This window comes from Streptomyces sp. NPDC046977, from assembly GCF_040644455.1.
Taxonomy (GTDB): Bacteria; Actinomycetota; Actinomycetes; order Streptomycetales; family Streptomycetaceae; genus Actinacidiphila.
This window is the reverse complement of sequence record NZ_JBEYWO010000012.1, coordinates 214230-240327: the sequence shown is the minus strand read 5'-3', so window position 1 is coordinate 240327 and position 26098 is coordinate 214230. Positions and strand designations below refer to the sequence as shown.

General features: G+C 72.2%; 22 protein-coding genes, 2 tRNA genes and 2 pseudogenes. 17 read left to right on the top strand and 9 right to left on the bottom strand.

Features of this window, described 5'->3' with window-relative positions:
- The first annotated feature begins 90 nt into the window (after window positions 1–90).
- The 3 genes from ABZ883_RS20465 (at window position 91) to ABZ883_RS20455 (ending at window position 1168) form a co-directional block, all read left to right on the top strand.
- Window positions 91–588, top strand: coding sequence for a GNAT family N-acetyltransferase (locus tag ABZ883_RS20465; protein WP_360907845.1), 498 nt, complete (start codon window positions 91–93; stop codon window positions 586–588).
- A gap of 106 nt (window positions 589–694) precedes the next feature.
- Window positions 695–769, top strand: a tRNA-Met gene (locus ABZ883_RS20460).
- Between the two features lie 78 nt (window positions 770–847).
- On the top strand, window positions 848–1168 hold the full coding sequence (locus ABZ883_RS20455) for a hypothetical protein (protein WP_360907843.1): 321 nt from the start codon (window positions 848–850) through the stop codon (window positions 1166–1168).
- 13 nt (window positions 1169–1181) lie between these two features.
- Here the strand turns inward: ABZ883_RS20455 and ABZ883_RS20450 are convergent, their stop codons facing one another.
- Window positions 1182–3392, bottom strand: a complete 2211-nt coding sequence (locus tag ABZ883_RS20450; RefSeq protein WP_360907841.1) for a UvrD-helicase domain-containing protein — start codon at window positions 3390–3392, stop codon at window positions 1182–1184.
- Window positions 3393–3624: 232 nt separating this feature from the next.
- Between ABZ883_RS20450 and ABZ883_RS20445 the strand changes: the two genes are divergently transcribed.
- From ABZ883_RS20445 to ABZ883_RS20435, 3 genes are all read left to right on the top strand, one after another.
- Window positions 3625–3696: transfer RNA gene (locus ABZ883_RS20445), tRNA-Pro, on the top strand.
- Between the two features lie 3 nt (window positions 3697–3699).
- Window positions 3700–5985, top strand: a complete 2286-nt coding sequence (locus ABZ883_RS20440; RefSeq protein ID WP_360907839.1) for a hypothetical protein — start codon at window positions 3700–3702, stop codon at window positions 5983–5985.
- A gap of 133 nt (window positions 5986–6118) precedes the next feature.
- Window positions 6119–8086, top strand: coding sequence for a pentapeptide repeat-containing protein (locus ABZ883_RS20435; protein WP_360907837.1), 1968 nt, complete (start codon window positions 6119–6121; stop codon window positions 8084–8086).
- A gap of 68 nt (window positions 8087–8154) precedes the next feature.
- Here ABZ883_RS20435 and ABZ883_RS20430 read toward each other — a convergent pair whose 3' ends face one another.
- A complete protein-coding gene (locus tag ABZ883_RS20430) occupies window positions 8155–9018 on the bottom strand; it encodes an alpha/beta fold hydrolase (protein WP_360907835.1) in 864 nt (287 codons plus the stop codon).
- A gap of 61 nt (window positions 9019–9079) precedes the next feature.
- Between ABZ883_RS20430 and ABZ883_RS20425 the strand changes: the two genes are divergently transcribed.
- From ABZ883_RS20425 to ABZ883_RS20410, 4 genes are all read left to right on the top strand, one after another.
- On the top strand, window positions 9080–9583 hold the full coding sequence (locus tag ABZ883_RS20425; RefSeq protein ID WP_360907833.1) for a MarR family transcriptional regulator: 504 nt from the start codon (window positions 9080–9082) through the stop codon (window positions 9581–9583).
- A gap of 178 nt (window positions 9584–9761) precedes the next feature.
- Window positions 9762–10901, top strand: a complete 1140-nt coding sequence (locus ABZ883_RS20420) for an ABC transporter ATP-binding protein (RefSeq protein ID WP_360907831.1) — start codon at window positions 9762–9764, stop codon at window positions 10899–10901.
- Window positions 10898–11551, top strand: a complete 654-nt coding sequence (locus ABZ883_RS20415; protein WP_360907829.1) for an ABC transporter permease subunit — start codon at window positions 10898–10900, stop codon at window positions 11549–11551. Before ABZ883_RS20420 ends, ABZ883_RS20415 begins: the two co-directional genes overlap by 4 nt.
- Window positions 11548–12216 carry an ABC transporter permease gene (locus ABZ883_RS20410; RefSeq protein ID WP_360907827.1) on the top strand — a complete coding sequence of 223 codons (669 nt, stop codon included), beginning with the start codon at window positions 11548–11550 and terminating at the stop codon, window positions 12214–12216. Before ABZ883_RS20415 ends, ABZ883_RS20410 begins: the two co-directional genes overlap by 4 nt.
- Window positions 12217–12288: 72 nt before the next feature.
- Here ABZ883_RS20410 and ABZ883_RS20405 read toward each other — a convergent pair whose 3' ends face one another.
- The 4 genes and pseudogenes from ABZ883_RS20405 to ABZ883_RS20390 all read right to left on the bottom strand — a co-directional run bounded on the left by ABZ883_RS20405 (window position 12289) and on the right by ABZ883_RS20390 (window position 16343).
- On the bottom strand, window positions 12289–12891 hold the full coding sequence (locus ABZ883_RS20405; RefSeq protein ID WP_360907825.1) for an ATP/GTP-binding protein: 603 nt from the start codon (window positions 12889–12891) through the stop codon (window positions 12289–12291).
- Window positions 12881–13316 (bottom strand): annotated as a pseudogene (locus ABZ883_RS20400) (DUF742 domain-containing protein); the annotation flags it as partial. The gene ABZ883_RS20405 and the pseudogene ABZ883_RS20400, both read right to left, overlap by 11 nt.
- A gap of 37 nt (window positions 13317–13353) precedes the next feature.
- Window positions 13354–13815, bottom strand: coding sequence for a roadblock/LC7 domain-containing protein (locus tag ABZ883_RS20395; protein ID WP_319662430.1), 462 nt, complete (start codon window positions 13813–13815; stop codon window positions 13354–13356).
- Window positions 13812–16343, bottom strand: a complete 2532-nt coding sequence (locus tag ABZ883_RS20390; RefSeq protein ID WP_360907822.1) for an ATP-binding protein — start codon at window positions 16341–16343, stop codon at window positions 13812–13814. The genes ABZ883_RS20395 and ABZ883_RS20390 overlap by 4 nt, the downstream gene beginning before the upstream one ends.
- 315 nt (window positions 16344–16658) lie before the next feature.
- On the opposite strand from ABZ883_RS20390, the gene ABZ883_RS20385 reads away from it, so the two are divergent.
- Together ABZ883_RS20385 and ABZ883_RS20380 are read left to right on the top strand one after the other, a co-directional pair.
- Entirely contained in the window at window positions 16659–17621 is a 963-nt protein-coding gene (locus ABZ883_RS20385; protein ID WP_360907820.1) for an ABC transporter substrate-binding protein, read from the top strand.
- 11 nt (window positions 17622–17632) lie between these two features.
- The gene (locus ABZ883_RS20380) at window positions 17633–19255 is read left to right on the top strand and encodes an aromatic amino acid ammonia-lyase (protein WP_360907818.1); all 1623 of its coding nucleotides are present in this window, start codon (window positions 17633–17635) and stop codon (window positions 19253–19255) included.
- Between the two features lie 257 nt (window positions 19256–19512).
- Here the strand turns inward: ABZ883_RS20380 and ABZ883_RS20375 are convergent.
- Both ABZ883_RS20375 and ABZ883_RS20370 read right to left on the bottom strand, forming a co-directional pair.
- A pseudogene (locus ABZ883_RS20375) lies at window positions 19513–19926 on the bottom strand (NAD(P)H-dependent oxidoreductase); the annotation flags it as partial.
- 39 nt (window positions 19927–19965) lie between these two features.
- The gene (locus tag ABZ883_RS20370) at window positions 19966–20691 is read right to left on the bottom strand and encodes a DsbA family oxidoreductase (protein ID WP_360907816.1); all 726 of its coding nucleotides are present in this window, start codon (window positions 20689–20691) and stop codon (window positions 19966–19968) included.
- 165 nt (window positions 20692–20856) lie between these two features.
- On the opposite strand from ABZ883_RS20370, the gene ABZ883_RS20365 reads away from it, so the two are divergent.
- The 3 genes from ABZ883_RS20365 (at window position 20857) to ABZ883_RS20355 (ending at window position 23355) form a co-directional block, all read left to right on the top strand.
- Window positions 20857–21237: a helix-turn-helix domain-containing protein gene (locus ABZ883_RS20365; protein ID WP_360907814.1), complete on the top strand. Its 381-nt coding sequence runs from the start codon at window positions 20857–20859 to the stop codon at window positions 21235–21237.
- 182 nt (window positions 21238–21419) lie between these two features.
- Window positions 21420–22169, top strand: a complete 750-nt coding sequence (locus ABZ883_RS20360; RefSeq protein ID WP_360907812.1) for a hypothetical protein — start codon at window positions 21420–21422, stop codon at window positions 22167–22169.
- Between the two features lie 127 nt (window positions 22170–22296).
- Window positions 22297–23355: an MBL fold metallo-hydrolase gene (locus ABZ883_RS20355; protein WP_360907810.1), complete on the top strand. Its 1059-nt coding sequence runs from the start codon at window positions 22297–22299 to the stop codon at window positions 23353–23355.
- A 31-nt stretch (window positions 23356–23386) separates the two neighbouring features.
- On the opposite strand, the gene ABZ883_RS20350 is transcribed toward ABZ883_RS20355, so the two are convergent.
- Window positions 23387–23875 carry a MarR family transcriptional regulator gene (locus tag ABZ883_RS20350; protein WP_360907808.1) on the bottom strand — a complete coding sequence of 163 codons (489 nt, stop codon included), beginning with the start codon at window positions 23873–23875 and terminating at the stop codon, window positions 23387–23389.
- Between the two features lie 109 nt (window positions 23876–23984).
- On the opposite strand from ABZ883_RS20350, the gene ABZ883_RS20345 reads away from it, so the two are divergent.
- On the top strand, window positions 23985–25034 hold the full coding sequence (locus ABZ883_RS20345; protein ID WP_360907806.1) for an LLM class flavin-dependent oxidoreductase: 1050 nt from the start codon (window positions 23985–23987) through the stop codon (window positions 25032–25034).
- Entirely contained in the window at window positions 25027–26058 is a 1032-nt protein-coding gene (locus ABZ883_RS20340; protein WP_360907804.1) for an LLM class flavin-dependent oxidoreductase, read from the top strand. Before ABZ883_RS20345 ends, ABZ883_RS20340 begins: the two co-directional genes overlap by 8 nt.
- The last annotated feature ends 40 nt before the right edge of the window (window positions 26059–26098 follow it).

The window sequence follows — 26098 nt, the reverse complement described above, 5'->3', positions numbered from 1 at the left end:
CCGGCCCCTCCGCCGCCACCCGGGGCGGTTCGGGGGCCCCCGCCCCGGACCGGCGCGCTCTGCGGGGGGCAGCGTCGGTAGCCTGGCCGGGTGATCGAGGTCCGTCCCGCCCGTCCGGAGGACGCCGACCGGCTCGGCGAGATCCACGCCGCGGCCTGGGCGGCGTCCCATTCCCCCTTCTTCGAGGCCGGCTTCGCCGCGCGCGCCGTCCAGGACCGGCGGACGGGATGGCACGGGCGGATCGCGGAAGGGGCCGGGACGATCCTGCTCGCGGAACGGGACGGGCTCGCCCTGGCGCTGTGCCTTCTGCGACCCTCCCCGGCCCGGCCGGGTCTCGCGGAGGTCTTCAGCTTCTACTGCCACCCCGACGCGTGGGGCAGTGGCATCGCCGGCGCACTGATGAACGAGGCCCTCCGCCGGCTGCGCGACGACCACGTCCCCCGGGTGCATCTGTGGACGTTGCGGGACACTCCGCAGGCGCGCCGCTTCTACGTCAAGTGCGGCTTCTCCGAGACCGGCGGAACGCGCGCTCACGACTACGGCGACGGCAATCCCGTCGCACAGGTCGAGTACGAACGAGCCTGCTGAACGGGGTGAAGCGACCCCAGGGTCGGGGCCGCACGGCACACACCCCGGCGCCGGTGCGGTAAATCCCTGCGACCCCTACTTCCTTGATGTAGGCTTGAGTTACCGACGCGGGGTGGAGCAGCTCGGTAGCTCGCTGGGCTCATAACCCAGAGGTCGCGTGGTTCAAATCCCGCCCCCGCTACGAATATTCGGCCCCCTCCGGCATCGCGCCGAAGGGGGCCGTCTGCGTACGTCACCGCGAGCAGAACGCGAGGCATCCGTGACCCGAGAGCTGTACAACGTCCGGCTGGTGCCCGCGGAGGACGCGCCCACCCCGCTGACCGACGAGGAGGAGCAGCGGGCGCAGAACACGTTCTTCCACGAGCTCGGCAGCGTGATCGCCGATCGCGGTTGGGTGCGCTTCCCCGCCTATTCGCGTGAGGAGCGGCGGCGGCTGGTCGCCGTCGCCCACCGGCTGAGCGCGCATTGGGGCCGCGAGGTCCGCGTGGAGGCCGAGGACCACTGCGCCCTCGTCCTCTTCCTGCCCGGACACGGCCCGCAGGCACCCGCCGTCCGGCCCGTCGCGGACGGCGAGGCCTGACGGACCGGGGCGCTCAGCGCAGTGACTCGGGCAGTTCCTCCCGGTGGAGGATGCCCAGGCGCTGCGTCGCGCGGGTCAGTGCCACATAGAGGTCACTGGTGCCGAACCGCCCCGGCTCCACGACCAGGACATGGTCGAATTCCAGGCCCTTGGCCTCACGCGGGCCCAACAGCACCACCGGACGCGTCAGATCGGGCTCCGCGCCCGCCGTCACCCCGTCGAGCGGGGCGGCGATCTCCTCGTGCAGCGCGGTCGGCGCGATCACCGCGAGGCGCCCCTGCTCGGGTGTCAGCTCCTCGACGGCCCGCGCCACCGCGCCCGCCAGGTCCGCACCCGCGTCCCGGATCCACGGCTTCTCACCGGTGGAACGCACCGAACCGGGCGGCTCGAACGAGGGGTCCTTCGCCTGGACGACCCTGGCGGCGAGCTCCATGATCTCGGCGGGCGTACGGTAGTTGACCCCCAGCCTGACGTGCTCGAAGCGGTCACCGACGTAGGGCTGGAGGATCTTCTCCCACGAGCCGACCCCGGCCTCCTCCGAGGTCTGCACCGGGTCACCGACCAGGGTCAGCGAACGGGTCGGCGAGCGGCGCATCAGCAGCCGCCAGGCCATCGGCGAGAGCTCCTGCGCCTCGTCGACAATGATGTGCCCGAACGCCCAGGTCCGGTCGGCGGCGGCACGCTCGGCCGCGCTCCGGTGATCGGCCTCCTCGTGCCGCTCGGCCATCCGTTCGGCGTCGATGATGTCGTGGGCGGCCAGGCGCTCGGACTCCTCGTCCTCGAACTCGTACGTCTCCGAGCCCCGGGACAGCTCCAGGACGCCCTGCGCGTAGGCGACCCGCTCCTGCCGCTCGGCCTCGGCCGCGGCACGGGCGGCGCTGTCGTCCGTCCCCAGCAGTTCCGCCGCCTCGTCCAGGAGCGGCACATCGGCCGGGGTCCACTCCCCCTCGTCCGGAGCGCGCCGGACGGCCTCGGCGTCGTCCGGCGGCAGGTACACCGGATCGGCGAGATAGCCCGCGAGGAAGTCCTCGGGCGTGAGCGCCGGCCACAGCTCCGCGACGGCGGCGCGGACCTCCGGGCTCGCGGCGACGCCCTTGCCGAGCTGCGCGATGTCGTCGGCGCCGAGGAAGTTCGGGCCGCCGTAGGGGTCCGCGCCGATCCGTTCGGCCAGCTGCGCGGTGAGCGCGTCGATCACGTGGAACGCGAAGTAGGGGCGGGCGAGGTTGTGCGGCAGCAGGGTCTCGCGGGCCGCCTCCCGGGCCTGGTAGGCGATCTCCCAGTCCAGGACGAGTTCCCCGTCGTCGTGCGCGATGACCACCGGCGCGCCGGGCTCCGGGAGTTGCTGCCGGTCGCGGACGGCCAGGGCGAGGACCTCGGCCATCCCCGCCCCGCCCTTGACCGCGGCCGCGCGGGGGCTGTCGGTGCCGCGGGCGTGGACACCCGGGAAGAGCTCGGCCTGCGTGGCCAGCATGACCCCGGTCTCGCCGAGCGCGGGCAGCACTTCGCCGATGTAGCCGAGGAAGGCCGCGTTGGGGCCCACGACCAGCACCGCGCGCTTGGCCAGCAGCTCTCGGTGCTCGTACAGCAGGTAGGCCGCCCGGTGCAGCGCGACCGCCGTCTTGCCCGTGCCGGGACCGCCCTCGACGACCAGGACACCGCGGTGCGGCGCGCGGATGATGCGGTCCTGCTCCGCCTGGATGGTCCGCACGATGTCGCCCATGCGGCCGGTACGGGCGGAACCGAGCGCGGCCAGCAGCACGGCGTCCCCGCTGGGGTCCTCGAATCCGCTGCGTTCGGCGTCGCGGAGGTCCAGGATCTCGTCGTGCAGCTCGGTGACCGTGCGGCCCTCGGTGGTGATGTGCCTGCGCCGGCGCAGATCCATCGGCGTGTGCCCGGTGGCGAGATAGAACGGACGGGCGACCGGCGCCCGCCAGTCGATCAGCAAAGGCGTGTGGTCGGCGTCGTCCTCACGGATACCGATACGGCCGATATGGTGCACGGCACCGTCGCGCAGATCGATGCGGCCGAAACAGAGCGAACCGTCCACCGCGTTCAGGGCCGCCAGCAGACCCGAACGCTCCGCGACCAGCACATCACGTTCGAGACGCGCCTGCAGACCGTTCCCCACCGGCGTCAACGCGTCCTCGACACCGTGTGCCGCGACCCCGCGCAGGGTGTCGACACGGTCGTAGACCCGGTCGATGAATTCCTGTTCCCTCTGCAATTCAGCGTCCCCGCGAGTTGACAAAACGGCTCCCTGCCCGATACGGTGTTCCAAGTGGCCCCCAGTGAGGGGCCTCTTCTGTTGATACGCAGAACTCCCCAATATACGCGACGAAATCCCCGGGCCGCAATTGCCGACCGGGGATCCACTGTTTCCCGCGGCTTCCCCGGCGGGCCCCGCGCGGGGAAATCACTTGGTCAGGCCCCCGGGCGGGCTCTACTGTCGCGTGCATCGGCGTGTAGCTCAGCAGCAGAGCACCGGGCTCGGGACCCGGAGGGCGCAGGGGCGGAACCTGCCACGTCGGCGTATGGACAACGACGCTGAGCAGCAGCTTCCCTTCGCATCGGATGGCGCGGCCTATCCGCGGAACAGGCTCGCGCAGGCCTTCCTCACCGCGCTGACCCACCACGACGCCGATACCCGGCACCGCGCCGGAACCCGCGTCGAGCGCTGGCGGGCGGTGATCGACGCAATGGCCGACGGGCGTCTGGCCATCGGCTCGCGCACCCCGGTGGCCGGACTGCCCGCGTGGGTGACCCCGAAGGTTCTGCGGGGCGGCTTCGCCACCCCGGACCCGAGCGCGGGAGGCCCGCTGCTGCCGTACGAGCGCGAGGCGGCGCGCTCGGCCGGTGTGCCCGCCGACCGCTCGGCACTGTTCGCGCACTGCCTGACCGAACCGGGACTGGACCGGCTCTGGGCGCTGCTCGACAGCGGCCGCTACGAGGTCGCCCTGCCCGAGGAGGCCGCCCTGCTCACGGTGGCCTGGCTGGTGCGCGCCGGTGACGTGACCGCGGCGGCCGGCCTGGTCCGGGTCCTGGAACCGTTCGCCGGACGGCTGCGCTTCACGCCGCGGCCGTCCGCCCTGCCCCCGCCGGACCCCCGCGCCGTGCACCGGCGCACGGTCGGCGACGCCGGTGAGTCCCTGGCACGGCGCCGGCCCCACGCCTCCGTCGAGACCCAGCGCGAGGCGCTCACGATCTGGCAGCCGTTCGGCGACGAACTCCTCACCCACTGGCTGGAGACCGCCGGCACCGGCCGCGTCCTGGACCAGGTCCCCGACGGCGACTGGCAGGAACGCGGCGCGGAACTCCTGCGCCGCTACCAGGACCTCGCCGCGGTCCACACCCGCTGCACCAAGCACCGTGACCCGACGGAGAATCTGGGGATTCTGCGCGGCGCCCTGGAGGAGACCGTCGCCGGGCGGCCGCTGGACCCCCGCCGGCTGGGCCTGCTCCGGCACGCGGTGGAGTCCATGGTGCGCCGTCGCGGCCTTCCCGGCTCCGAGCGCCACACGCGACTGCGCACCCGGCAGACGGTCCAGGCGGCCCTGCCCTCCCACCACGCTTTGGCCCAACTCGTCACGCGCAGGCTCTCCCTGCTCCCCCAGGACATCGGCGCGGCCGACACGGCACGGCTGGTCGAGGACGTCACCGAGCACGAGGCGGGCGAAACCGGCCTGCCCGCGGGCGCGTCGGTGCCGCCGGCGATCCGGCGTGTCGTGGAGGCCGCGTCGAGCGCGCCCGTCGGCACACTCGTGGAGCGCGGTGTGGTGCCCTCGGCCGAGGTCCTGGCCGAGCTGGTGCCGCAACTCGTCGCCGCGGCGGGCGCGCAGGCCTACCCGGACCCCGCGCTGCGCACCCTCGCCGCCGCGAACTACCGGGCGTTCCGGAACCGCCGGTCGCTGCTCCTGCACCACCTCGCCCATCAGGTGCGGATCGAGGAGCTGCCCTGGGTGCAGGCGGTGGCCGGGTACCGCGTCGCGGAGGAGAGCCGGGAGCCGGCCGCCGTCGTCCTGCGCGAGCTGGGTGAACTGGCCGTCCAGGCGTTTCCCGGCACACTGCTGCCCAATCCGCTGGTCCGCGAACTGGGCGTGCTGGCGCGGCAGGCCGAGTCCGGCGCGCCGTTCGTCGAGGAACTCGCCGCGGACATCTTCGAGGGCACCTTCACCCCGAAGTTCCTCGCGGCGGCGCGGGTCGCCGCCGAACTCCTCGGCGGCACCCTGTACGAGCGCTACTACGCCATCGACTACGCGGCCGTCCGCGACCTCGCGATCACGGAGCCGGGCCGGGCCCTGATCCGCACGAGTGGCCAACCGGCCGCCGGTTCACGCGCGTTCGCGGAGCTGTGCGCCCGGCGGGCCGGCCGGGCGGGCGCGGAGGGCTGGTCGGTGGCGGCGAACGGCATGGTCATCGAGCAGGCCCAGATCCTCACCACGCACAACCTGGCCACGCTGGTCGGCCGTGTCGGCATCACACCCCGGCCCGGCTGGGACGACCTGGCCCGCCGCTGTTTCACCACCGTGTGCCGGACCACGGCCCGGATCCACAACAATCCGCGGCCGCTGCCCGCGATCAAGGACGCCGCCTACGCGTGGCGGCAGATGCTGTTCCATCTGTCGCTGTGCCCGCCCGCCGTGCAGGCGCGCGTCATCGCGGACCTGCACGAAGAGGCGGCCCGTCAGCCCGGCCATGTCGCGGCCCGGCTCGCCCCGGCCCTCACCGGCCTGCGGCAGGTCGCCGCCGGGGGCAGCGCGGACGACGGCACCGGACGCCGCTTCCTCGGCTGGACCACCACCGGCCACTGGATGCGGTGAGGGAGGCCGCGAACCAGGCAACCGATCGGGTCCCGCGGCCGTCCACATCGCTGTGACCCTTCCGTCCGCTGCGACTCGGCAGCCTCCCCGGTATCCGTACTGCGGCCACGGCGCCGTCCCCTGGGACGAGCCCGTGGGCTGCCGCGGCCGGGTGGTCGAGCCGTACGAACGCTGCCTGGAGCATCTGGCGGACGCCGAACGTGCCGCCTACCTGGGCACGCTCGCACCCGGCAGCAGTGTGCGGCACGAGGGCACCACCTTCACGCGGGAGTTGCTGGGCGAGCTCCTGACCGCCGTCCGCGACCCCGCGACCGGCCGGCCGCGGTTCGGGCGGGCGGGCTTCACGGACTGCGGCTTCGCCGGCGATCTCGTACTCAACCAGGTGACCTTCGACGGCGAAGCCCGCTTCGACGGCGCGCACTTCGCAGCGCAGTGCCTGCTGAACCGGGTCGTGTTCGGCGGTCGGTCGTCCTTCCACGGGAGCGTGTTCCGAGGGACCGCGCGCTTCAGCGACGTGCGGGTGACCGGGAGCGCCACGTGGACGGGGATGGCGCTCGACTCCCCCGCGGAATGGGAGGGAGTGAGGTTCGAGGGGCCCGTGTCCTTCGGCGGGACGGAGTTCCGGGAGTCGGTGCGCTGGCACGACGTGACGTTCGCCGGCCCCGTCGACTTCGTTCGTGCGAGGTTCGGTGCGGAAGCCTACTTCGAGCGGACCACGTTCGCCGGCAACGCGTCCTTCATCGATCTGGGGCTCAGCGACTTCGTCTACTTCCGGTCGGTCACGTTCCACAAGGGCGCGTTCTTCGTGAAGGTCGACTTCCCCGGCGCGGTGGTCTTCTCCCAGGTCGAGTTCCGCCGGGAGACCCAGTTCACGGAAGCGGTCTTCAATTCGACCACGCGCTTCAGTTACTGCACCTTCCTGCGCGTGCCGGAGTTCAGCTGGGTGCGGTTCCGCGACGACGCCGTCTTCAGCAATGTCGTCTTCGCCGACGGTGCCCGATTTGAGTCGACGACATTCGAGGTGACCAGCCATCTCGGCCCCGTCGTCTGCCTCAAGACCCTAGACCTGTCCGGAGCGCGCTTCCGGGGACCCGCCCTGGTCACGGCGGCGGCTTCCGAAGTGCGGGCGCACCGGACCCATTGGTCGTCCACGGCGACACTCCGCCTCCGACATGCGACGGTCGACCTCAGTGACGCCGCCGCGGAGCTGCCGCTGACGGTGGCCGCCGGCCCGGCGCCCTTCACGGCCCTGGAGAACACGCAGGCGCCCGCGGGGAGTGCGGCCGTCCGGGTCGTCTCGATCCGCAGCGTCGACGCGGCCCATCTCGTCCTCACGGATCTCGACCTGTCCGACTGCCGGTTCGCGGGCGCCGTCCATCTCGACCAACTGCGGCTCGAAGGGCGATGCGTCTTCGCGACCCCGCCGTCCGGCTTCCGGCGACGCGGGACGGTTCCGGGACGGTGGACGTCGCGCCGCACGCTGGCGGAGGAGCACCACTGGCGCACGGCGCGGGGCGGCAGCGGCTGGAAGCCGGCGCCCGGCGGCGACGTACCGGGACCGGCGACGGTGGCCCCGCTGTACCGTCAGCTGCGCAAGTCCCTGGAGGACGGGAAGAACGAACCGGACGCCGCCGACTTCTACTACGGCGAGATGGAAATGCGCCGCAACGACCCCGGCCGGCCGGGCGGGGAACGGGCCCTCCTCGCCGTCTACTGGGCGCTTTCCGGGTACGGTCTGCGCGCCTCCCGGGCCATGGGGTGGCTGCTGGCGGCCATGGCGTCCACCGTTCTGGCGATGATGCTGTGGGGGCTGGCCGCACAGGAGCCGGATCCGGTGAGCCGTGGCACTGTCGACGGCCGGCGGGTTCAGCTGACCACCAGGACTCCCGACCCGGTCGATCCGAGCGGGCCGTACGCGCGGCGGATGACGGGGCAGCGGTTCGAGAAGTCGCTGCGGGTGGTCATCAACTCGGTGGTGTTCCGGTCGTCCGAGCAGGGCCTGACGACGGCGGGCACCTACATCGAGATGACGTCCCGGGTGACGGAACCGATTCTGCTCGCCTTCGCGGCGCTTGCCGTCCGCAGTCGCGTCAAGCGGTAGGGCCCGGAGTTTCGCGGGGCCGGGCGGAGGTGTGCCTCTCCGCCCGTCCCCGCGATCGCGCGGACGGCTCAGGCCGTGGACTCGGACGGGGACTGGTGCAGGGAGTTCACCGCGTCCGGGTCCTGCCAGAAGGTCCTGAGCAGGCTGACGAGGGCCGGTGCCGCTTCCAGCAGCGGTGCGACATGACCGGCACCGGGCAGAACCGCCCATCCGCCGCGGGGCAGCCGGGCGGCGGCGGCCGCCGCGGCGTCGGGCAGCCAGGTCGCGTCGTCCGCGCCGGCGGCGAACAGCGTCGGCGCGGGAACGGAGGTCAGGGTCGGGCTCAGGTCCTCGCGCTCGAGGCTCGCCGACCGGATGGCACGGGCCATCCCCCGCCGCTCCGGCCCGGAGAAGGCCTCGGCGATCAGGGCGGCCGCCTCGGGATCGGCGCCCTCGCCGAGCAGGGCCGTGGTGAGGGGGCCGAGCACGGGGCCGACCGGGCCGACGGCACGGTAGATCGGCACCAGCAGGTTGATCTGCCGTCGTTCCGGGGCGGTCAGCGCGTGGACGGGCGCGCCGATGGTGGCCAGGCTGCGGACGTGCCGTGCGTGGGCGGCGGCGAAGGTGATGCCGACGTGTCCGCCCCACGCGTTGCCGACCCAGTCCACCGGCTCGTCGATGCCCAGGTGCCGGAGGACGTCGAGTGCGGCGCCGGCGCAGTCCTCGAGGGTGAACAGGTGCTCGGGAGCGGCACTTCGGCCGTGGGCCGGGCCGTCGACGATCACGAGCCGGCGCGTGGCGGCCAGTGGCTCCCTGACGCGGACCCAGGTGGTCGAGTCGACAAAGAGGCTGTGCCAGAGCAGTGCCGGCGGGCCGGATCCGATCGTCTCGACGCTCAGTGGTCCGAGCCGGGTGGGTACGGACTCGACTGCACCGGGCGAAGGCCGGTCCATGGCGCCCTCCAAAAACGTTTCGGTAGCCGAAGCTTCGGTACCCGAAGTATCCTTCCGGACCATGGCCTCGTCAAGCGATCTCCCTGTCGACCGTCTCGCCGTCGGCCAGCTCCTGGTGCGGCTGCTCCGGGAGTTCAGGACCGAGATGTTCGCGTCCGCCGCGGCGCGGGGCTACGGCGATCTGCGCGAGCCGCACCTGCAGATCTTCGGCAACGTCGGCATCGACGGGATCCGCCTCACCGACCTCGCCGCGCGGGCGCAGTTGAGCCTGGCGGCGGCATCGGAACTGGTCAACGAGCTCCAGGATCTCGGCTACCTGGAGCGGCGTCCCGATCCCAGCGACCGGCGGGCCAAGCTGATCTTCCCCACCGTGCGCGGTCGCCAGGCCCTCGACGACGCGGGCGGCCGGGTCGCCGAGATCGAGCAGCGCTGGTCCGCCGCGGTCGGTCCCGAGCATTTCGCGGCGGCCTGCCGTACTTTGCAGCACCTCCTCGACGCCCTCACCGGGACGCGGGACGACCATGCGTCCACGGCGGCGTCCAAGGGGCCCGCGGCCACGCCCTGACGCCCGCACGTCCCCGGTGATCGCACCCGTCGGCGCGCCCACGGGCATGCGCACGGCGCGCGAGGGTAACCGCGCAAAAGCGCCGCAACAATGGGCGTCTACACTCTCCCCGCAACGGCCCGCGCGTCCGTGGCCGAGAGCGGGCAGCTTCTGCCAGACCCGAAGGGTATTCGGCGTTTTGATACGGATAGAGTCAGTTACCAAGCGGTACCCGGACGGCACGGTGGCAGTCGACGGGCTCTCACTCGAGATACCGGACCGCTCCATCACCGTTCTCGTGGGACCGTCGGGCTGTGGCAAGACCACCACGCTCCGGATGATCAACCGGATGGTCGAGCCCAGCGAGGGAACGATTCTCCTCGACGGCGTCGACATCCAGAAGCAGCCTGTCAACACCCTGCGCCGGTCGATGGGTTACGTCATCCAGAACGCCGGGCTGTTCCAGCACCGCACCATCCTGGACAACATCGCCACCGTTCCCCGGCTGCTCGGCTGGGACAAGCGGCGCGCACGGACGCGGGCGGCCGAGCTGATGGAGCGGGTCGGACTCGACACCTCGCTCGCCAAGCGCTACCCGTACCAGTTGTCGGGCGGCCAGCAGCAGCGTGTCGGCGTGGCGCGGGCGCTCGCCGCGGACCCGCCGGTGCTGCTGATGGACGAGCCCTTCTCCGCCGTCGACCCCGTGGTCCGCAAGGGCCTCCAGGACGAACTGCTGCGGATCCAGGAAGAGCTGGGCAAGACCATCGTCTTCGTCACCCACGACATCGACGAGGCCATCAAGCTGGGCACCACTGTCGCGGTGCTGCGCACGGGCGGCAGGCTCGCCCAGTTCGCCCCGCCCGCGGAGCTGCTGTCCGCCCCCGCGGACGCATTCGTCGAGGACTTCCTCGGCACCGACCGCGGCATCCGCCGGCTGTCCTTCTTCTCCTCCTCCGCGCTGGAGTTGCGGACCGAGCCCGTGGTCGCCCTGGACGCGGACGCACAGCAGATCGCCGCCCGCACCACCGCGGACGTGCCCTACCTCCTCGTCACCGACCTGGACGGCAGGCCGCTGGGCTGGAGCGAGCCCCGTCTGCTGACCGCCGGGGAGATCGACCCCGGCAGCCTGCTGCCCTACGGGCGGCCGTTCGAGCACGGCAAGGAGTCGCTGCGGGCCGCACTCGACGGCGCCGTGCTGTCGCCGACCGGCTGGTCCGTCGGCGTGGACGGCACCGGCCGCGTCGTCGGCGTGGTCTCCCAGCAGACCATCAGCGAGGCCATCCGCGGTGCCCACGCCGGCGACCGCGCGCAGCGCACCGACGCCGAGGTCGCGGGATGAGCGGCTTCTTCGACATCCCGAGCGACCTCCAGCACAGCTGGTTCGGCCTGATCGGCCTGCATCTGCGCGAGGCGCTGCTGCCGGTGCTGGCCGCGCTGCTGATCAGCCTGCCCATCGCGCAGCTCTGCGTCCGCTACCGCTGGGTCTACACCCCCACGCTGGGCGTGACGACCGTGCTGTACGCGATACCGTCGCTGGCCTTCTTCGTGGTGCTCATCGACTACACGGGCCAGACCGAACTGACGGTGATGATCCCTCTCGCCGTCTACAGCCTGGTCGTGCTGGTCCCGGCGATCGTCGACGGCGTCCGCTCGGTGCCGCAGGAGACCCTGGCCGCGGCCACGGCCATGGGCTTCGGCCCCGTACGCCGTTACGTACAGGTGCAGTTGCCCATCGCGGTGCCGGCGATCATCGCCGGCCTGCGGGTGGCGGCCGTCTCCAGCATCAGCCTGGTCAGCGTCGGCATGCTGATCGGCAACCAGGGCGCGCTGGGCAACCTGCTCAACGACGCGCAGATCTACCACCGGCCCGTGCTCGCGGTGAACTCCGTGGTGACGACGGCCGTGCTGGCGGTCGTGGTCGACGCGGTCCTCGTCGCCCTGCGCCTGCTGCTGACCCCCTGGATGCCGAAGGAGAGCGCGGCCCGGTGAACGTACTGCACTTCATCAACGCCTTCTTCAGCGACGGCGCCCACTGGCACGGCTACGACGGCATCCCCACCCGCGTCGTCGAGCACATCCAGTACTCCCTGGAGGCGCTCCTCCTCGCCGCCGTCATCGGACTGCCGATCGGCCTGGTGACCGGCCACTACGGACGCGGCGGCAACACCTTGGCGATGACCGCCACGGCCGGCCGCGCGCTGCCCACCTTCGGCCTGCTCGTCCTGGTCGTCACCTGGCTGGGATTCGGCCTGGGGCCGGTCATGATCCCGCTGGTCGTGCTCGCCGTGCCGCCGATCCTGGTCACCACCTACGAGGCGGTCCGCACGGTCGACCCATCCTCGGTCGACGCGGCCCGGGGCACGGGCATGGAGGAGTCGAAGATCCTCTTCCAGGTGGAAGTCCCGGCCGCGCTCCCGCTGATCCTCAGCGGCCTGCGCTCGGCCGCCATCCAGATCGTCTCCACGGCGACGATCGCCGCGTACGTGGGCCTCGGCGGTCTCGGCCGGTACATCATCGACGGCCTCTACCAGCGCGACTACGAGAAGGTCGTGGGCGGCGCCACCCTGGTCGCCGTGATGGCCCTGGCCACGCTCGCGGTCTTCTGGGCGATCGCGCGGCTCACGGTGTCGCCGGGCGTGCGCCGCCCCGCCTGACACCGGCAGCACCAGACGCGTACGGGCCCGGGGCGATGCCGCATCGCCCCGGGCCCGTACGCGTGTCAGGGCTCAGCCGCCGGTGCGCTCCAGCGCCAGCTCCAGCACCACCAGCAGCGCGTCGCGCACCGAGCCGCGCTCGCGGGCGTCGAACACCACCACCGGGACGTGCTCGGCGACGTCCAGCGCCCAGCGGACCTCGTCCAGGGAGTGCTCGACGCGTCCGTCGAAGGCGTTGAGCGCGACGGCGAACGGGATCTGCCGGTGCTCGAAGTAGTCGACGGCCGCGTAGCAGTCGTCCAGGCGGCGGCTGTCGACGATGACGAGACCGCCGACCGCGCCCTCCACGATGTCGTCCCACATGAAGCCGAACCTCTCCTGCCCGGGTGTCCCGAACAGGTACAGCTTCAAGGTGGGGTCGATGGTGAGGCAGCCGAAGTCCATGGCCACCGTGGTCGTGGTCTTGCGCGGGGTCTGGCTGAGGTCGTCCACGCCGGCCGCCACCTCGGTGATGGCGGCCTCGGTGGTCAGCGGCTCGATCTCGGAGATGGAACCGACGGCCGTGGTCTTGCCCACGCCGAAACCGCCCGCGATCACCATCTTGACCGGCAGCGGCGGTCGTACGACGGCCTGCGCGGCCGTGCCGCCACCGGTCAGCGGTTCGGTCGGTGTCACGGAGTACCCCCCCGGGAGTCGGAGACGGCCCGCAGGCCGTCGATAACCCTGCGCAGGACGGATGCGTCATGGGTGGCACCGAAGTCGGGCACATGGACCGTGAGCTGTCCCGCGGCACGCAGGTCCTCGGCGAGGACCCGCACCACGTTCAGATGCAGCCGCAGCCGGGCCGCGAGTTCCGCGATGGACTGCGGCTGCCGGCACGCGGCAACGATGTCGTGCTGCTCGAAGGTGAGTTCGTCGAGCGTCTTGAGCCCGGCGACGGTGGCCACCACCTGGGTCTCCACCGGAACCGGCCGGGCGGTCGCGGGTGCCACCCGGCCGGCCGTGAGGAGGAACGGGCGGACGGCCGAGGCGGGGCCGACCGGCTCGGGAACCGGAGGTGCCGCGCCGTCCTCGCCGGCCGGTGTGGAACCGTCCGCCATAAGTCGTGTCTTCCTCTCCGGACCGGGCGGTCGCCGGTCAGCGTGCCGAGGCGGCGCCGACGGTGTTCTTCAGTTCGAGCACCAGCTGCGGGCTGAGGGCGGTGCCGGCCCGGTTGGCGAACAGCGTCATCTCGTAGGCGATGTTGCCGAGCTTCGCCTCCTTGTCGGTGACGACGCCGAGCACGGCGCCGCTGCCGATCGCGGAGACGATGACGTGGCCGCCCTCCAGGTCGATGATGACCTTGTTCAGACCTCCGAGGCCGTAGTTGCCTGAGGCGCCCGCGGCCAGGCTGGTGATGCCCGAGACGATGGCGGCCAGCCGCTCGGAGTGGGCGCGTTCGCGCAGCTCCGACACGGCGATGAGCAGCCCGTCGGAGGAGACGGCGATGGCGTCGACGACGCCCGCGGTCTCGGTGGCGAAACGGTTCAGCAGCCAGTTGAAGTCGGCTGCGGCGGCCTGCAGGTCGGTCGTCGGCGTGTCACCTGTCGGCGTGCTCACTGCTCGGCTCCTTCCGGGTGGTGGTTCGGGCGGTGCGCAGGAGGCGCCGCCGCGGTTCCGGGTTCGGCACCGGTGGCGGCGGTGCGGTCGTCTCCTACGAAGTGGGTGCCGGTGTCGCTGTCGCGATGGGCGCGCTCGACCGCGGCCTCGAACTCGTCCAGCGCGGACCGCACGGCCTCGGCGTCGGCGGGCTGCAGGGGCTGCGCGGGCTGCTGCGCGGCCGGGCCGGCGGTCGTCCGCAACGTGGCCCCGCGGACCCGGCGGCGCAGGGCGGGCTGCCCGGCGGAGTCGTCGGCCGGAGTCTCCTTGCGGGGCCCGGGCACGAGCGGCCGCTTCTCGGCGGCTCCGTTCGCCTCCCTGCGCGGAACTCGACGTGGGAGCGGAGCGCCGTCACCGGGGCCGGCCTCGATGGTGCTCTCGCTCGCGGCCGCGTGGGGGCCCGTGGACGGGACCAGGTCGGTGGCCGGGCCCGCCGCGGCGCTCCTGGCGGCCGGCGTGACCGGCGTGGAGGCCGGCGCGCTCGCGGCCGGGCTCGTCGCCGGGCCCGTGGAGTCCACCGCGCTCATGCTCAGCAGCAGGGTCGCGGGGATCGCGACCTCCGCGGTCACACCGCCGCCGGGGGTACGTGACAGGGTCACCCCCACCTCCCAGCGGCGCGCGAGCGTACCGACCACGAACAGGCCGAGGACCTTCGTCGGTACGAGGTCCAGGCGCTCGCGGCGGATCAGCCGGGCGTTCTCCTCCTCGAGGCGCTCGGCGCTCATCCCGAGGCCGTGGTCGGCCACGGCGATCAGGGCGTCCCCGTCACCGGAGCGCACCGTCACCTCGACGGGGCTGCCCGCCGGGGAGAACGAGACGGCGTTCTCCACGAGTTCCGCCACCATCAGCGTGAGGTCGCCGATGATGTCCGGCTCGACCATGGCCTCGGTCTCGGCGTAGAGCCGCACCCGCTGGTAGCCCTCGATCTGGCCGAGCGCGGCGCGCACCACATTGGTGAGCGCGGTGGGGCCCGAGTCCAGGACGGTCTCACGGATGCCCGCCAGCAGCATGAGGCTGTCGGCGTTGCGGCGCAGGCGGACGGCGATGTGGTCGATGGAGTAGAGCCGCTCCAGCAGGGCCGGGTCGGTCTCGCCGCGTTCGACCGCGTCGATCAGCGCGAGCTGACGCGTCGTCAGGTTGCTGACCCGGCGTCCCACGTTGCCGAACATCTCGGCGACGTTGCGGCGGCTGAGCACCTGGCGCGCCAGCAGCGCGGCGGCGGTCGTCTGCACCTGGTTGAACGCCTGGGCGAGATCGCCGATCTCGTCCCGCGCCGTGACGGGCACATCGCGCACCCGCGGCGGGCCGGCGTCCTCCGCGTCGTCGTCGGCCACCCGCGCGAGCTCGCGGCTCGTGGCGGACGAGACCTCCTGCGCGGCCGCGGTGAGCGCCTGCACCGGGCGGACCACCGACCGGCGGACCACGACCGACAGCACCAGCCACACCAGGAAGCCGAACAGTGCCACGGCCAGCAGAAGGGCGGCCCGCCACCACGCGTCGCCGGAGGCGGTGTCGGCGGTGTCGGCGATCTGGTCGATGAGTGAGGAGGTGATCCTCAGCCGGCTCTCCGCCTGTGCCGGATAGGCCGGGTAGTCGGCCAGCGCGCCGGTGAACGCCCGGTGGACCTCGGCCGGAGTGTCCGCCTGCAGGGAGCTGGGGTCGATCTGGAGCTCGGCGTACGCCTGCGCGATCCGGCGCTGGGGCTCGGTGCGCTCGATGCCGGCGAGCTCGTCGGCCTGCTGCTCGGTGGCGAACCGGGCGAAGCGGTCGGCCTGGTAGGCGTACAGCTGGTAGGAGCCGACCGCGGCGTTGAACTCGATGAGGGCGTTGGCGTCACCGGTCGTCGCCGAGAACACACTTGTCTCGAAAGAGCTGTGCGCGGCGTCCGCGCGCAGCAGGGAGTCCAGCAGATTGCCGGTGAAGGTGGCCGCGAGCGCCGCGTTGCGGTCCAGGCCGAGGCCGTCGATCAGGCCCTTGGCCACGCCGGTGTAGGCGGGGTCGATGTTGTCGGCGGGCAGATAGCTCTGCTCCACCGTCGCGCGCAGGGTGGCCAGGCCCTCGATCTCCCGCAGGGACTGCGCCTCGGATTCGGGCAGCCGGTCCCCGAAGGTCCGGCGCACCTTCTCCACCTGCGCGTCCACCGACCGCTGCGCCGTACGGTACGCGTCGGTCGAGGGGTGTGCGCCGCGGGCGGACTCGAATCGCACCGAGAGCAGGATGGCCTGCTGGTGCTCGGCCTCCACGCGGTCGGCCAGGGTCGCCACCTGGGTGCTGTCGCGGACCAGTTGGGCGGCGGCCGCCGCGTCCTGCGCCCGCCCCGCCTGGGCGGCGATGAGATAGGTGAGCAGCACGGCCACCACGGCCACCGGCACGCCCACCAGGACGTTGAGCTTGCGCCGGAAGGGCCAGCGGTCGGCGAACCCCAAGGGGCCGCCGCCCGGCGGTGGGGCAGCCGGGCGTGCGGGCTCGTCCACCTGCACCGTGGGCACCTGGCCTCCTTCAAGGGGTGTGGTCGATGGTGCGCAACGACATCGGAGCGGCCCCCGCTCACAGCTGTGGCCGATGCAACAGCGGTGAATGTATCGCGCCTTCGAAGCCGCGTTCGCCACGGCTCATGTCAAGAGTTCGTTACAAGGCGACCGTCCACTCTCCACATTTGCGCATCAAGGAGGCTAATCGGTGACCTGAGTGCTCTTGACTGGGCGGGAACCGGCTGGGTTGGATCAGGATCGTACGTGTGCCCGCACGCCGCACGGCCTGCCACAACCCAGCCCCCACCAATCGCCGAGCCCGGATCGAGAATTGTGACTTCTTACGCGAAGAGCACCAGGTCAAGCACGAGCAGCCGCAGCGTGGCCGCCCTCGCACTCGCGGCGGCCACGGCACTCGTCGCCGGGTGTTCGTCGTCCTCCGACGACAAGTCCGACAACCCGCTCTCGGAAGGCAAGCCCGGCGGCGACACCGTCGTCGTCGGCTCCAACAACTTCGCCGAGAGCATCCTGCTCGCCGACATCTACGGCGAGGCCCTCAAGGCCAAGGGCATCAACGTCACCTACAAGCCCAACATCGGCAGCCGCGAGACCACGTACGGCCTGCTCAAGAACGGCTCCATCACCGTCCTGCCCGAGTACAACGGCGCCCTGCTGGCCTACCTCGACAAGGACGCCACGCCGAAGACGGTCGAGGAGACCACGGCCGCCATCGGCACCAAGCTCGACCCCAAGCTGACGCTGCTGGAGCCGGCGGCGGCGCAGGACAAGGACTCGGTCACCGTGAACGCGGCCACGGCCGCGCAGTACAAGCTCACCGCCGCGTCCTCGATCGCGGACCTGAAGGACATCGCCAAGGACCTGGCCATCGGGGCCTCCCCCGAGTTCCAGACCCGGCAGCAGGGCCTGGTGGGCCTGAAGAAGGTCTACGGACTGGACTTCAAGTCCTTCAAGGCGCTGGACGCGGGCGGCCCGCTGACCGCGGCGGCGCTGACGAAGAACACCGTGCAGGTGGCGGACATCTTCACCACGGACCCGACCATCGCCAAGGAGAAGTTCGTGGTCCTCCAGGACCCGCAGAACCTCTTCGGCTTCGAGAACGTGCAGCCGCTCGTCTACAAGTCCGGGCTGGACCAGAAGGGCGTCGACGCCCTCAACGCGGTCTCCGCCAAGCTCGACACGGCCGCCCTGCTCGACATGGACACCCAGGTCCAGTCGCAGAGCAAGGACCCGCTGGACGTGGCCCAGGCCTGGCTGAAGTCCGTCGGCCTCGGCTGACCCACGGCTTCATGGACACAACGCTGAACGGCTCGACGCGGGTGCCCCCGGATCCCGAGGGCACCCGCGTCGAGCTGGACGGGCGTGGCCTCACCGTGCCGGACGTGGTGCGGCTGGCCGACGCAGCCGCCACGCCGGACGTACCGCCCGGCGCACTCGACCGGGTCCTGCGCTCCTGGAGGGCGGCGGGCCGGCTCGCCGCCGCGGGACGCCTGTACGGCCGCGGGACGGGCGTGGGCGCCCACCGCTCGGTGCCGGTCACCGCGCAGGACGAGGCCGAGCACGGACTGCGCCTGCTGCGCAGCCACGCGGGCGGCGCCGGGGCGCTGCTGCCGGCCCGCCAGGTACGGGCCATGCTCGCGGTCCGCGCCAACCAGCTGCTCTCCGGCGGCTCCGGCATCCAGCCCGCCTTCGTCACCGCCCTCACCGACGCGCTGTGCCTGGGTGTCCACCCGGCGGTCAACGAGTACGGCGGCCTCGGCACCGGCGACCTCACCGCCCTCGCCCAGACGGGCCTCACCCTGATCGGCGAACGCCCCTGGCTGACCGGCCGCCCCGAAGGCCAGGAACCGCAGACGGAGGAGGACGCGCTCCCCGGCGATCTGCCGCCCGGATTCCCCGTGCAGCGGCGCCACCGGACTTCCCGGAAGCGGCCCGCCGACGCGAGTCCCGCCGGGCCGTCGTCGCAACTGCCCACGCCTGTCGTGCCCCAGCCCGGCGACGCCCTCGCGCTGCTCAGCAGCAACGCGCTCACCCTGGGCCAGGCCGCCCTCGCCTGCCACCAGCTCGACCTGCTGCTCCGCGCCACGCACGCCGTCGCCGCGCTGTCGCTCGCCGCGGTCTCCGGCTCCTTGGAGGCGTACGCGCCCGAGGTGCACGCCCTGCGCCCCTATCCCGGAGTCGCCCGTGCGGCCGCCGAGGTGCGCAGGCTGCTCGGCGTGCCCGGCCGGCCGTACGGCGCCGGCCGCCGGATCCAGGACCCGTTCGGATTCCGCGCCTTCCCGCAGGGCCACGGCCCCGCCCTGGACGCCGCCGACGCCCTGCGCCGGATCGTCGAGGTCGAGATCAACGTCCCGTCCGAGAACCCCCTGATCTCCTCCGACGGCACCACGGCCCATCATCACGGGGCCTTCTACGCGGCCCCGCTCGGGCTCGCCCTGGACGGGCTGAACCTGGCCGTGCTGCAGACGGCACAGCTGTCCGCCGCACGGCTGACCGCCCTCGGCCGTCCCGACCTCACCGGGCTGCCCGGCTTCCTGGCCACCGGTCCGGCCAGCAGTTCGGGCGCGATGATCCTGGAGTACACCGCCAACTCGGCCCTGGCGGAGCTGCGCTCCTGCGCGACACCCGCGTCGGCCGGCCACGCGGTGCTCTCGCACGGTCTGGAGGAGGCCGCGAGCTTCGCCTCCCAGGCCGCACGGCAGTCGCTGCGCGCCGCGGACGCGTACACCACGGTGCTGGCCTGCGAACTCGCCACCGCGGTACGGGCGCTGCGGCTGCACCCGGAGCCGCCGCCCGCGTTTCCCGCGTTCACCGTGGCCGACGCCGTGCTCCCGGCCGGGACCGAGGACCGGCCGCTGACGGCGGACGTGACGGCCGCGGCCGAACTGCTGCCGGTGCTCGCCGGCCTGTGAGGGCCGACCGGGCCGTCACCCGGTACGGGGCAGCCCGGCCCGTCCGTGATCTCGGCGGCCTGCCGGCGGGCCTGCGCATGCGCCTCCTCCAGTGAGGCGCGGTGCTGCGGGAGCAGGTGCCGGAGCGCGTCCATGGTGCGGGCGTAGGTGAGTTCGGGTGTGAGGGAACGGACGTCCAGGGCCAGGAGGTTCGGGTCGCCGAGCACCGTCCGCAGCGCCGGGACGAGGAAATCCTTGCCGTGCTGGGGCGCGCCGGGGCCGTATCCGCCGCCCCGGGCGGAGACGACGACGGCGGGGCGGCCGGCGCTGCGGGCACCGCCGGCCACGCCGATCGTCCTGCCGACGATCATGATCTGGTCGAGCCAGGCCTTGAAGACCGACGGCATCGAGTAGTTGTAGAGCGGCACGGCGAAGAGGTAGGCCTCCGCTCCGAGGAACTCCTCCACCAGTTGGTCCTGGAGGAGCGCGGCGGCCTTCTGCTCGGGGGTGTGCTCGTCGGCGGGGGTGGTGCGGGCCGTGATGCCGGCAGCGTCCAAGTGGCCGACCGGGGTGAGCGCGAGGTCGCGTCGGACCACGTCGCCGCCCCAGGCGGCGGTGAAGGAGTCGGCGACCTGGCGGGAGACGGAGGCGTCCCCGGAGAGGGAGGCGTCGATGCGCAGCAGGTAGGACATGGTGGTGGCTCTTTCGTACGAAGAGGTGGATGGGCGAGGTCAGGGCACGGGACGGTGCGGGGGAACGGCGCATCCGTCCGGGCCGCACGCGTCGCCGGCCGCGCCGAAAACCTCCAGCGGCCGCGGCGCGGGGTGGGCCGCCTCCCAGGCCCGTGCCATCGCCTCCAGCAGCGCTTCGGTGCCGACGGCGCCGGGGACGGCGTGCGTGCCGCCGAGGGTGATGAAGGGCATACCGCGGGCGCCCAGGCGCTCGGCCGCGCGCTGGTCGGCGGCCACCCGGGCCCGGTAGCGCCGTTCGTCCAGCGCGTGGGCGGCCTCTTCGCGGTCCAGCCCGGTCTCGGCGGCGAAGTCGAGCACTTGGTTCTTGGTCCACAGCTCGCGGCGCGTCCCGAAGTGGGCGCGGAACATCGCCGTCCACACCTCGCTGCCGCGGCCCCGGTCCGTGGCGTAGGCAAGGAGTTCGTGGGCGTAGTCGGTCGGTCCCAGGGTCCGGTCCAGCGCGTGGTAGGGATTGAGTCCCTCCGCGTGAGCGGCACCCTCGATCGACGCGAAGATCCGCTGTGCGTCCCGCGCGGGGACGTTGTGCTGCCTCAGTAGTTGCCGCTGGGTGACGCCCTCCCGGGGCAGGTCGGGGTGGAGCTGGAACGACCGGTGGACGACCTGGACCTCCCCGGCGTGCTCGAAACGCTCCAGTGCCAGCCGCAGGCGGTGGTCCATCAGCCCGCAGTAGGGGCAGACGATGTCCGACCAGAACTCGATCCTCATGGTGGGCTCCTCCCGAAACTCACTATCTGTTCGTAGCCCCACTGTGGATTAGGATGACAAGCGATACAAAAGGCACATCCATGTGCGTGGACCACCGGGAGAGAGGCGGCTGACGTGGGCACCGGCGGCGAGCTCCGGCAGGGGCGCACGAATGTACGGGCGAACGTGCGGCGCGTACCGGGCCCGTGTGCCCGCTGGGACGACCAGGACGCCGATTTCATCCGCGAAGTGCTCGACCTGGTGGGCGACAAGTGGAGTGTGCTGATCATCGGCACGCTCTCCGACGGACCGGTGCGCTACTCCGAGCTCGCCCACGCCATCCCCGGCATCTCCCAGCGGATGCTCACGCTCACGCTCAAGCAGCTCCAGCGCAGCGGTCTGGTCGACCGCACCGCGTACGCCGAGGTCCCACCCCGCGTCGAGTACTCCCTGACCGGGCTCGGCAGCTCACTGCTGTCCACAGTGCTGGAACTCGCGGCCTGGTCCGCCGACCGGCACGCGGAGATCCGGCGGCACCAGAACGCGTTCGACACGGGCAACGCGTAGGCGCCGGCGGGTTGGCGTTCCCTCACGCCACATGCGGTGACGGAATATCACACAACCCTCACGCATCCACCCCGACTCGACCGGGCATATCTACAGATAACTCATCAGATTCGGCACCTTCGGCTGGTTCCGCCGCCCCGCGCTCCGCGCACGCGGCGGCTGCCACTGGGAGGGGTGGGCATGTGGGCACCGTTCACGTGATCTTGGCCGTCCTGGCCCTTCTCCTCATAGGCGTCGGGTGGCGGCTGCTCCGGTATCCCGGCGGCTGGCACTTCGCGTTCTCCGGCAACCACGACAAGCACAGGGACGGCCTGAACCGCGAGCGGCGGGCCGTTCGCGAACTGCGCGCCAAGGCCCGGCGGGAACTGGCCGTCGCGGAGGCCCAGGTGACCCGCGCCGAACAGGCTTACCGCAGGCGCATCAGCGACGCCGAACGGCGGCTGAAGGGCCTGCGCCGGCAGAGCCAGGGCACCTTGCTCGCGACACTGGGTCACCTGTCCCTGCACGAACACGTGATGGTGATCTCCGGGACGGGGACGAAAGTGCTGCCCCTGGGCGGCACGCAGGTGCAGTTCGAGCGCAGCGACATCGGCCACCACATCTACCTCAGGCGCCCGGACGGCGTGCACTTGGAGTCCTACGCCGTCGACCAGCACAGCGAGGACAGCGTGCGGTGCTTCAGCGTGCGCACCGAGAACCAGGTCGCCAAGGAGAACCGCTTCCTCACGGAACGCGCCGCATCGATCAAGAAGGCCGAGGACGAACTCAAAGCGGCACAGGCCGACACCCTGCCCGCCGAGCGGGCCCGCCGGCATCTGGGCGTGGTGACCGCACGCCAGAGCCGCGACAGGGCCCTCGACGAAGCGCTCGACCGGCTCGAGACCGCCCGCGACCAGTGGCAGGCACTCACCGGCCGGCGCCCTCCGCGCTAGGGCGATATCGAAAGTCGGGGCCGCGCCGGGAGGGGCCGGCGTGTTCCGCCGCACACGCCACCGCGCACAGCCGCGGAGGCCGCTTCGGCGCACCATGGGAGTGACGAGCGGAAAGAAGGCTGATCACATGTGCCTTTCCCCGGGCAGCCCCTCCGAGGTGGCCGGCGCCGCCCCCCGCCCCGCCCACGGGCCCGCGGTGGACCCGGTACGTCTCGAACCGGTCGATGAACTCGAGATCACCGTCCTGGTCGACAATGTCTACGACGCGCTCCTGACCGGGGACGATCACACACAGCGCCCTTCCCTCGCCGTCGGTGTCGAGGCGGCGCCGCACTTCGAGGAGGGCCGCACCTTCGTCGGGCTCACCGCCGAGCACGGCTTCTCCGCCCTGGTCACGACCAAGCGGCTCGGGCGGACCAGCACGCTGCTGTTCGACACCGGGCTCTCGCCGGCAGCGATGGTCGGCAACGCCGACCGGCTCGGGGTGCGCCTGGACGAACTGCACGCGGTGGTCCTGAGCCACGGCCACTTCGACCACGCCGGGGGCCTGGCCGGTCTCGCCGCCCGCCTGCGCTCGGCCATGCCCATGATCGTGCACCCCGAAGCGTGGACCCACCGCCGCACGGTTGCCGCGGGTGGGCAGATCCTGCCGTTCCCCACCGTCAGCAAGAAGGCCCTGCGCGAGGAGGGCTTCGACGTCGTCGAGCGGCGCGTGCCCTCGCTCCTGCTCGACGACAGCGTCCTGATCACCGGCGAGGTCGACCGGACCACGGAGTTCGAACGGGGCATGCCGCCGGGCCATCAGGCGTGGACCGGCGACGGCTGGGCGCACGACGCGAAGGTCATCGACGATCAGGCGCTCGTGGTGCACCTCCGCGGCCGCGGGCTGGTGGTCCTGACCGGCTGCGGCCACGCCGGCGCGATCAACATCGTCCGGCACGCACAGCGGCTCACCAGGGTCGAACGTCTGCATGCCCTGGTCGGCGGCCTGCACCTGAGCGGCCCGGCCTTCGAACCGGTCATCGGGCCGACGGTCAGCGCGCTGACACAGCTGGCGCCCGGGCTCGTGGTCCCCGGCCACTGCACCGGGTGGCGCGCGCAGCACGCGCTCGCCGCCGCGCTTCCCGCCGCGTGGCAGCAGAGCTCGTCCGGCAGCTCGTTCCGGCTGGCCGGCGCCGTGGCATGACCCTCGCTCCGGCCCAGCCGCGCGACAGACCTCAGGAGGCCCCGGGCGAATCGGTCCCGGGCGCGTCCAGCCGTCCGCGCAGGGCCTCGGCGATCTCACCGGCGGCGGCCAACTGCTGCGCGGTGAGGGGGTCGACGAACAACTCCCGGACGGCCTTGAGGTGCGGGAGCGTGGCCCGCCGGAAGCCCTGGGCGCCCTCGGCGGTGAGCACGACCTCGGCGCCCCGGTTGTCGGTGGCGCACTCCACGCGCCGGATCAGCCCGCGGCGTTCCATGCGTCCGAGGTGGTGCGACAGGCGACTGCGCTCCCAGCCGACGGCCGCGGCCAGTTCGGAGGAGCGCAACTGGTGCCCCTCCGCCTCCTGCAGTGCCAGGAGCACCGCGTAGTCGCCGGTGGACAGTCCGGAGTCACCCTGGAGCCGTGACGCGAGCTCCGAGCGGAGCCGTTCGGTCGTCTCGACGAAGTCGCGCCAGATCCGCAGTTCTTCGGTGGTGGGCAACCGCCCGTGTCGCCGTTCCATGCCGACCGCCCCTCTGTTTGACATGTCAATCATATCGATGCATGCTTGACACGTCAATCACTGGCCGCCCGAAGCGCGGCCGTTTTCGGGGGGCGGGGAGGAGAGGATCATGCCGGGCACTGCCTTCGAACTGGGCCTGAACTCGTTCGGCGAGGTCGCGACGGACGGCGGTCGCATGCTCAGCGACGCCGAGACCGTCCGGTTGCTCGTGGAGGAAGCCGCTCTCGCCGAGGCCGCGGGGCTCGACGTCTTCAGCGTGGGCGAGCACTACCGCCCGGGTCACGTCGACACCGCCACCCCCGTCCTGCTCTCCGCGATGGCCACCGCCACCGAGCGCATCAAGCTCGGCACGTCCGTCACCGTCCTCAGCACCAACGACCCGGTGCGCCTGTACCACGCGTTCTCCACCCTGGACGCCGTGTCGGACGGCCGGGCCCAACTCGTCCTCGGGCGGGCGTCGGTCACCGAGTCCTTCCACCTCTTCGGCCACGACATCGCCGATTACGACCGGCTCTTCGACGAGAACCTGGACCTGTTCATGCGCCTCCAGCGGGAGGAGACGGTGACCTGGTCCGGCACCGTCCGCTCACCGCTGGTCGAACAGCACCTGCGTCCCCGCATGCGCAGCGGCGGGATCCCCACCTGGATCGGCGTGGGCGGCAGCCCCAACTCCACGATCCGCGCCGCCCGGTACGGTCTGCCGCTGATGCTGGCCATCATCGGCGGCCGCCCCCAGCGCTTCGCCGGCCACGTGGAGCTCTACCAGCGGGCGCTGGCGGAATCCGGCCACCCCGCCCTGCCCATCGGCCAGCACTCGCTGGGCCTTGTCGCGGACACCGACGAGGAAGCGGCCGACACCTGGTGGCGCTACTGGGAGCCCGTCGTGACCGCACTCGCCGAGGAGCGCGGCTTCTACAAGCCCACACGGGAGCGCTACGAAGCGGAGATCCGCGACGGCGCGCTGTACGTCGGCTCCCCCGAGACCGTGGCACACAAGATCGCCCGGACCGCCCGCGACCTGCACCTGAGCCGTTTCGACCTCAAGTACGACATTCTCCGCCTGCCCCGCCGGGCCCGTGCCCGCACCATCGAACTCCTGGGCCGCGAGGTGGCCCCGCTGGTCCGCGAACTGCTCACGAAGGAACCCGCTGATGTCTGATCTCGTTTTCGGCCTCGACACGTTCGGCGACGTACCGGTCGACGGCACCGGCGCCCCGGTCTCCCACGCCGCCGCCATCCGCCAGGTCCTCGACGAGGCCGTGCTCGCCGACCAGATCGGCGTCGACGCCATAGCGCTCGGCGAGCACCACCGTCCCGAGTACTCGGTGTCGACCCCGGAGACCGTGCTCGCCGGCATCGCCACGCGCACCGAGCGGATCAAGCTCGCCTCCGGCGTGACCGTCCTCAGCTCCGACGACCCCGTCCGCGTGTTCCAGCGCTTCTCGACCGTCGACGCCCTCTCCAACGGGCGGGCCGAAGTGATCCTGGGCCGCGGCTCCTTCACCGAGTCCTTCCCGCTGTTCGGCTACGACCTCAGCGACTACGACGTGCTCTTCGAGGAGAAGATCGAGCTCTTCGCGAAGCTCCTCGACGAGAAGCCGGTCACGTGGAGCGGCACCACGCGGGCGCCGCTCAAGGACGCCGACGTCTTCCCGAAGACCGAGTCGGGCCGGCTCACGACCTGGGTCGGCGTGGGCGGTTCGCCCCAGTCGGTGGTCCGCACCGCGCGTTACGGCTTCCCGCTCATGCTCGCCATCATCGGCGGCGCCCCCACGCGCTTCGCGCCGTACATCGACCTGTACCGGCGCGCGGCGGAGCAGTTCGGCACGACGGCCCACCCGGTGGGGATGCACTCCCCCGGCTTCGTCGCGGACACCGACGAGGAGGCCCGGGAGGGGTTCTGGCCCGGCTACAAGGTGATGCGCGACCGTATCGGCAAGCTGCGCGGCTGGCCCCCGGTGCGCCGCGAGGAGTTCGACGCCGAGGTCGCGCACGGCTCGATGTACGTCGGCTCGCCCGAGACCGTGGCCCGCAAGATCGCCAAGGCCGTCGGCGACCTCGGGGTCGGCCGGTTCGACCTCATCTACACCGTGGGCCCGCAGCCCGCCGGCGCCCGTATGCGGGCCGTCGAGCTCTACGGCACGAAGGTCATCCCCATGGTCCGCGACATCCTCGCGGGCTGACGCCCGAACGCGACGCGACGAACCCCGAAGAACGGAGACG